This window comes from Methylorubrum podarium, from assembly GCF_022179745.1.
GTDB lineage: Bacteria > Pseudomonadota > Alphaproteobacteria > Rhizobiales > Beijerinckiaceae > Methylobacterium > Methylobacterium podarium.
Genome location: NZ_BPRD01000515.1, coordinates 1 through 5,236 on the forward strand (window position 1 = coordinate 1; position 5,236 = coordinate 5,236).

Genomic DNA, 5,236 nt, shown 5'->3' on the forward strand with positions numbered 1-5,236 from the left:
GCGCGGGAGGCGTTCGATCCATTCGTTCAGGATTTTGTTCGCGAGCAGCTTTATCCGCAGATAAGGGACCACGTTCCATCCTCGACGAAGCTTGGGCGTGATGCCCTCTTTCGCCGGATACAGCAGAACAAGGAACTGTTCCGAGTCGATTACGCGGACTTCGGTGAGGCCGAATCCCTGCTTGCCGATTATCTCGCCGGCAAGGTCGAGTTTTCGGAAGTCGTCCGCGCCGTGGGTGGAGGCGGTCGCTCCCCGGTGCAGCGTCAAGAGGTTACCCAGGAGCAGGTTGGGACTGTCGAGCAGGAGTTTCCGGGCATCATCGACGCTGCACCGGCCGCCCCGCCTACCAATGAGTTCGAGGCAGCCCCGCCGATCATGCGCGAAGAGGTCAAGAGCGACATGAAGGTTCTGACCGTCTCAGACGCTCATCCAAAACTGAACAATTTTCAGATGTTTTTGGCGCTATCCGACCGCCTGAACAAGCGAGAAGGGGAATTCCTGCACTTTCCCCATACAACAAAGGTCATTTGGGGGTCCCATCGGGTCATCTACATCTTCACGGACGCCACAGGCGAATTGAGCTTGTACTACGACATTGAACTGCGGGAACCACTCGGCTCGCAGGAAACCGGCGGCTCGATGTTCCGCACGACGACGATTGTCACAGCGGATCGCATCTACGTTCCGGTCCCGAAGGATCTGGAGAAGGCATTCCAGATCAAGGATCATGCGAAGGAGTTCTATGTCCGTTTCGATACCGTGCCTTAATCGCCAACGCAAAAACGGGCCGGCGATGAGCCGGCCCGTTTCTGTTTCCATAGCGGTGACGAGTACTCAGCTTGGCTTGCCCAGTCGCGGATAGAGCAGGGGATGCCGCCCCTCTACAAACTCCGCCATCTGCTGTTCCAGGCTGTTGATCAGGAGGTTCGAGAGGTAGCGCCCGGCACGTTCCATGTCGATCGACTGGTCGATATTGATCTCGGGACCGACGACGCGCAGCCCGCCCTGAATGCGGCTCTCGATCATGCGATCCAGCCAGGCCATGAAGATTAGGCTCGCTTCCGACACCGCCATGGTGATCGCACGCTCGGTCTTTTCTCCGGCCTGTGCTTTCTCCAACGACCGGTCGAGCTGCGCATGAACATCAGCGAACTCCGCCATGATGGTCGGTGACGGCTCCTGAGTCCGGATGCGGCAGCCGTCGCAGTCCGGATTGCTGCAACGCGCGTCGTGGCTGCCGGCCGATAGCTCCATGATGGCCAGACCAGCATCGAGCAGGTCCATCAGGAATGCGGCGTCGAGGTTCTTGCCGCCGCGCAGCGCGATGGCGCGACTTACGAAATCCTCGCTCAGTTCAAGACCGGCGGAATGTCTGGTGGGATCGTTTTTCATGGTGCAACTCCCTTCGTTCGAGCTGCATCCCTTATGATCGGAGCATCATCGCCGGTCGTGGCCACAAGCTGGTCACGCTGTCCGCGCGTCGCGCGCGTGCTTGGCTGTTTGCAGAATGCAAATGAGCCGATTGGCGGCAAACCGTTGATCTGGCACTCTGATCCGCGCCCTATTTGTCATAAGTTATATTATCGCATCGAGGGTCGAGCGCGCACCGCCGCCGGATTTACCCCGCGCTCACGTGTCGGCCTCATCACCACGTCAACTGCCACCTCCCGCGTTGAGCGGCATAGAAAGCTATCCGTCCCGCATCGTGCGCATCTGAATCCAGAACGCTCACGGTAGCGGGGAGCAGCAGTTCTGCCCTGCGGTGCATTTGAGCGCCGGACCTTCCGCAAAGGATTTCCTCGACTGATTACGCCTGAACTTGACCGGGCGCGCATCCGGTTCAAGGCCCTTTGGCCCTGACGGGTGATGCGGCGGTGTCCCCGACTTTCGCCGCGCTGCGCTTGCTGCAAGCCAGGCGATTCCCCTCCACCGCATCCGCCGTGAACCGTCCGCTTCTCCGCCCGCTCTGACGGTCAGCGTGTCGAGATCAACCCAAGCGAAAGGAGCTTCCATCATGGCACGCAACGAAAAACAGAACCGCCGCCCCGCCCGCGAAAATCGCGCCCCGGCATACATCGCCTGGCACGTCGCCGGGAACGAGGACAAAGCCTTCTGGACCCGCATCGGCGCGGCGTGGACGCATCAGGACGGCGAAGGCCTCACCCTTCAGCTCGACCTGGTTCCGGTCAACGGCGGGCGCATTGTCCTCCGCCATCCGAGTGAAAACAACAACGGAGCGGGCGCGTAAGCGCCCCTCCCCACTCGGAGGACAACACCATGCGCAATTCTGTGAATATCGAAACCGCCATGGCCGCACTCGCGCGCGCCGCCTGGACCCGGGGACAAAGTCCCACCTACGACGAAGAAGCCGTCTGCGATCTGCTTGCCGATCTAAAACACTTCTGCGTGGCAGCGAACATCGACTTCGGCACCTGCGACCGACTCGCCGAAATCCATTTCGATGCTGAAAGCGAGGAAGTGCCATGACGCGCATTCTCACTGAAGCCGATAAGTGCGACGGCTTCATCACGGCGACACAGGGCTTCTCCGGCGGTAAAGCCCGTTGGGCGGACCGCGCTGACCGAGGCCTGACCGACCAGGAACTTGCTGACGCGCTCACCTTCGAATTGGGCATCTTCGGTGGGTCGGGCGGTCCCAACCAACTGTCGCTCACCTATCAGGGAGCGGGACTGAAAATCTGGATTTCGTGGGAGGTGCACAACCATGTGATCATGAAGCCGACCTTCGAAGGCAAGACAACGCTCGCAAAGGCTCGTCAGGTCTATGGCATCGAAGACCCAACAGATCGGCAGCTATCCCTTCTCTGAGGGATAGCAGTAAAATCAGTCGCCCAAGAGAAATTGTCTCACGATCTATATTAGGGCGGCCGAATATATTTGTCTGAAATGAAAACTCCCTTCAGAATTGATATCAATTTCAGCCGGAGGGAGTTTCAGAATGGCCGCGAAGTTAAAATCCACAGAGCGTTACGAACTAATCGTTTTTGAGAATTTTGAATACAAAGGACAGAAGCGCCACAAGGTGCACCGTGTCGGTTCAGCGACTGCGTCGTCTAAGGGCGGCTATGTTCTATATATCCCGGCTGGGATCGCATTGACGGGCCGCGTCATGATGGTGCCAGAAAAGACGCCTTTTAACGAACTGGACTTGCTCGACGCCTACCACTCTGCCGCTGAGGAATATGGGGCATAGTGCGATCACATCAGCCTGATCCGAGCACACTTGCCGTGCTCCGGTGCCGCCGTTTGCCAACCCCGCACGCCGAAATACTGGCAATTGAACTCAGTCGCCTTCTGGCCGCAGCGCCCATAGCACTGATAGTGGACCAGAATATGCGGAGTGCCGACAACGAGGCTGGCAATGACGAGGCCTGCCATTATCCAAAAGCGAATACCGAGCCGCCCATCAAGCCAATTTGCGCCCGCGTAAAGGCGGCGCTCCCAGTCCGGCATGGCGGTGTCGGAAGCGGCCGACTCCACCTTCACCTCGAACTCTCTACGATCAGTCATCGCGCTTCTTCCGGTAGTTCAGGCGGAATGTCGGCTCTGGACGCGGATGCACGCCTTCGACCGGATTGGGTGTGGCCCAGTCGCGCCAGGGCGCGACGGTCCAGAATGGCACGCGCTGCGCGCGGATCGGCGGGTGGGATTGGATCAGCAGGATTTGCTGACCCGTCGGCATCAGCCGGATTTCGTCCGGGCTCATGAGCGGGCGCGCCGCTTCCGCGCGGCTTTCGCCGGGGTCGTCGTCTTCCTTGCGGCCGAGATTGACCGAGAGGGTCTTGACGGTGCGCTGACCGAGCGCATCGGACAGCATCTTTGCGAGCCCATGGTCCTGGACCGCGAAGAACTGCTGGACTTCGGCCTGCGAGAGGATCGTGTTCGTTGCCTCCCGCCCATACACAGTGCGCAGCTGATCGAGTGACTGCACGATGATCCACACGCGCACGCCCAGGCCTGGCAGCAGAGTCAGGCTTTCCGATAGGCCCGCCAGCTTGCCCATGTTCGCAAACTCATCGAGCATGAACAGCACCGGCGTATTGCCGGGCTGACGCGCAACCGCCGTGATCGCCTGCCGCGTGAGAAGCCCGAGCCACGCCCCATGCGTGGCGACGCGGTCCGGCGGGATGACGAGATAGACGCTGACCTTCCCCGTCTTCAGTTCGCCGAAAGAGAAGTCGGAAGCCATGACGCTGTCCGCAAGCCACCCGGCCGGGTCAAATATCGACACGGCCTGCGTTGCCCCTTCAATGAAGCTCTGGAAGCTTTCGGGGTTCTTTTCGAGGGTGCGCGCAATGTCGTCGGCGAAGTCCGCGACCACGCCGCCAAGCGCATCGGACCCGGCCATCTCGATCAGCGTCTCGTCCATGCGGGTTGCGTTCTGAAGAACGCGCCACAGGTCTGGCAGCGTGCAGGACGCGGGCCGTCCCCGGCTCGCAAAATGCAGCATGATGGCGCGCAGTAGCTTGCGACTGCCCTCGCGGAAAAATTTGTTGCGCGCGTCTTCGGGCTCCGGGACCAGCTGCAGGGCGAGCGCCGCGACCTCTTCTGTGAGGCCGCGCCGGATCGTTTCGTCCTCGTAGATATCGATCAGATAGGCGAGCGGGTTGAAGCGATGTTTCGGCAGGCCGTGCAGGCCCCAAGGGTTGAGGACAATGACCTTCTGCCCGAAGGTCTCTCGCCGGTGCCGTGCCGTGACACCGGCGAGCTCACCCTTGGGATCAATGATGTACGTGCTGGCTTGGGAATGCAGCAGATTGGGAATAACAGCCGACGTTCCCTTGCCGGATCGTGCCGGGGCCACGGAGATGCAATGCGCCTTGCCCGTGTGAAACAGCATCCGCCCCTCAAGCGCCCCGAGGAACAGGCCGGCCGGATTGGTGAGACCGGCGCGCACAGCCTCTTCGCCCGTCATGAAGGACGCCGTGCCATAGACCCCGCTAGGCGTCTCCGCAGCGCGACGCTTGCGCTCGCGGTCCTGCTCCGCCCGCCGCCGGTCTGTGCCGGCTATAACAGCGACCGCACCGGACGCCGCCAGAAACCATTGCGCCGCATCATTCGGCACGCTCCAGGCCCCCCACGCGCAGGCGGCGGCCAGAGCAAACATGCTGATTGATGAGCCCTGTCGCTGAGGGTTAGCCATGACCGTTTTTCTTCCCGCGTTCTTGTGCAAGACTGTGTGAGTGTTCTGGAAATAGACGCGGAGCCGTATGCCC

At 60.7% G+C, this 5,236-nt stretch carries 8 protein-coding genes; 5 read left to right on the plus strand and 3 right to left on the minus strand.

Going from position 1 to position 5,236, the window contains the following annotated elements; translation table 11 throughout:
* A partial coding sequence (locus MFF42_RS22385) for a hypothetical protein (protein WP_238257872.1) occupies positions 1 to 768 on the plus strand: 768 nt, incomplete at its 5' end.
* Between the two features lie 66 nt (positions 769 to 834).
* Here the strand turns inward: MFF42_RS22385 and MFF42_RS22390 are convergent.
* Positions 835 to 1,392, minus strand: coding sequence for a hypothetical protein (locus MFF42_RS22390; RefSeq protein WP_238257873.1), 558 nt, complete (start codon positions 1,390 to 1,392; stop codon positions 835 to 837).
* A 622-nt stretch (positions 1,393 to 2,014) separates the two neighbouring features.
* On the opposite strand from MFF42_RS22390, the gene MFF42_RS22395 reads away from it, so the two are divergent.
* The 4 genes from MFF42_RS22395 (at position 2,015) to MFF42_RS22410 (ending at position 3,213) form a co-directional block, all read left to right on the plus strand.
* Positions 2,015 to 2,248, plus strand: a complete 234-nt coding sequence (locus MFF42_RS22395) for a hypothetical protein (protein WP_128624309.1) — start codon at positions 2,015 to 2,017, stop codon at positions 2,246 to 2,248.
* Between the two features lie 29 nt (positions 2,249 to 2,277).
* Positions 2,278 to 2,487 carry a hypothetical protein gene (locus MFF42_RS22400; RefSeq protein ID WP_238257875.1) on the plus strand — a complete coding sequence of 70 codons (210 nt, stop codon included), beginning with the start codon at positions 2,278 to 2,280 and terminating at the stop codon, positions 2,485 to 2,487.
* Positions 2,484 to 2,828, plus strand: coding sequence for a hypothetical protein (locus MFF42_RS22405; RefSeq protein ID WP_238257877.1), 345 nt, complete (start codon positions 2,484 to 2,486; stop codon positions 2,826 to 2,828). The genes MFF42_RS22400 and MFF42_RS22405 overlap by 4 nt, the downstream gene beginning before the upstream one ends.
* A 130-nt stretch (positions 2,829 to 2,958) precedes the next feature.
* On the plus strand, positions 2,959 to 3,213 hold the full coding sequence (locus MFF42_RS22410) for a hypothetical protein (protein WP_238257879.1): 255 nt from the start codon (positions 2,959 to 2,961) through the stop codon (positions 3,211 to 3,213).
* A gap of 5 nt (positions 3,214 to 3,218) precedes the next feature.
* On the opposite strand, the gene MFF42_RS22415 is transcribed toward MFF42_RS22410, so the two are convergent.
* On the minus strand, positions 3,219 to 3,530 hold the full coding sequence (locus MFF42_RS22415) for a hypothetical protein (protein ID WP_238257880.1): 312 nt from the start codon (positions 3,528 to 3,530) through the stop codon (positions 3,219 to 3,221).
* The coding region (locus MFF42_RS22420; RefSeq protein WP_238257881.1) for a type IV secretory system conjugative DNA transfer family protein at positions 3,523 to 5,236 on the minus strand (1,714 nt) is incomplete at its 5' end. The genes MFF42_RS22415 and MFF42_RS22420, both read right to left, overlap by 8 nt.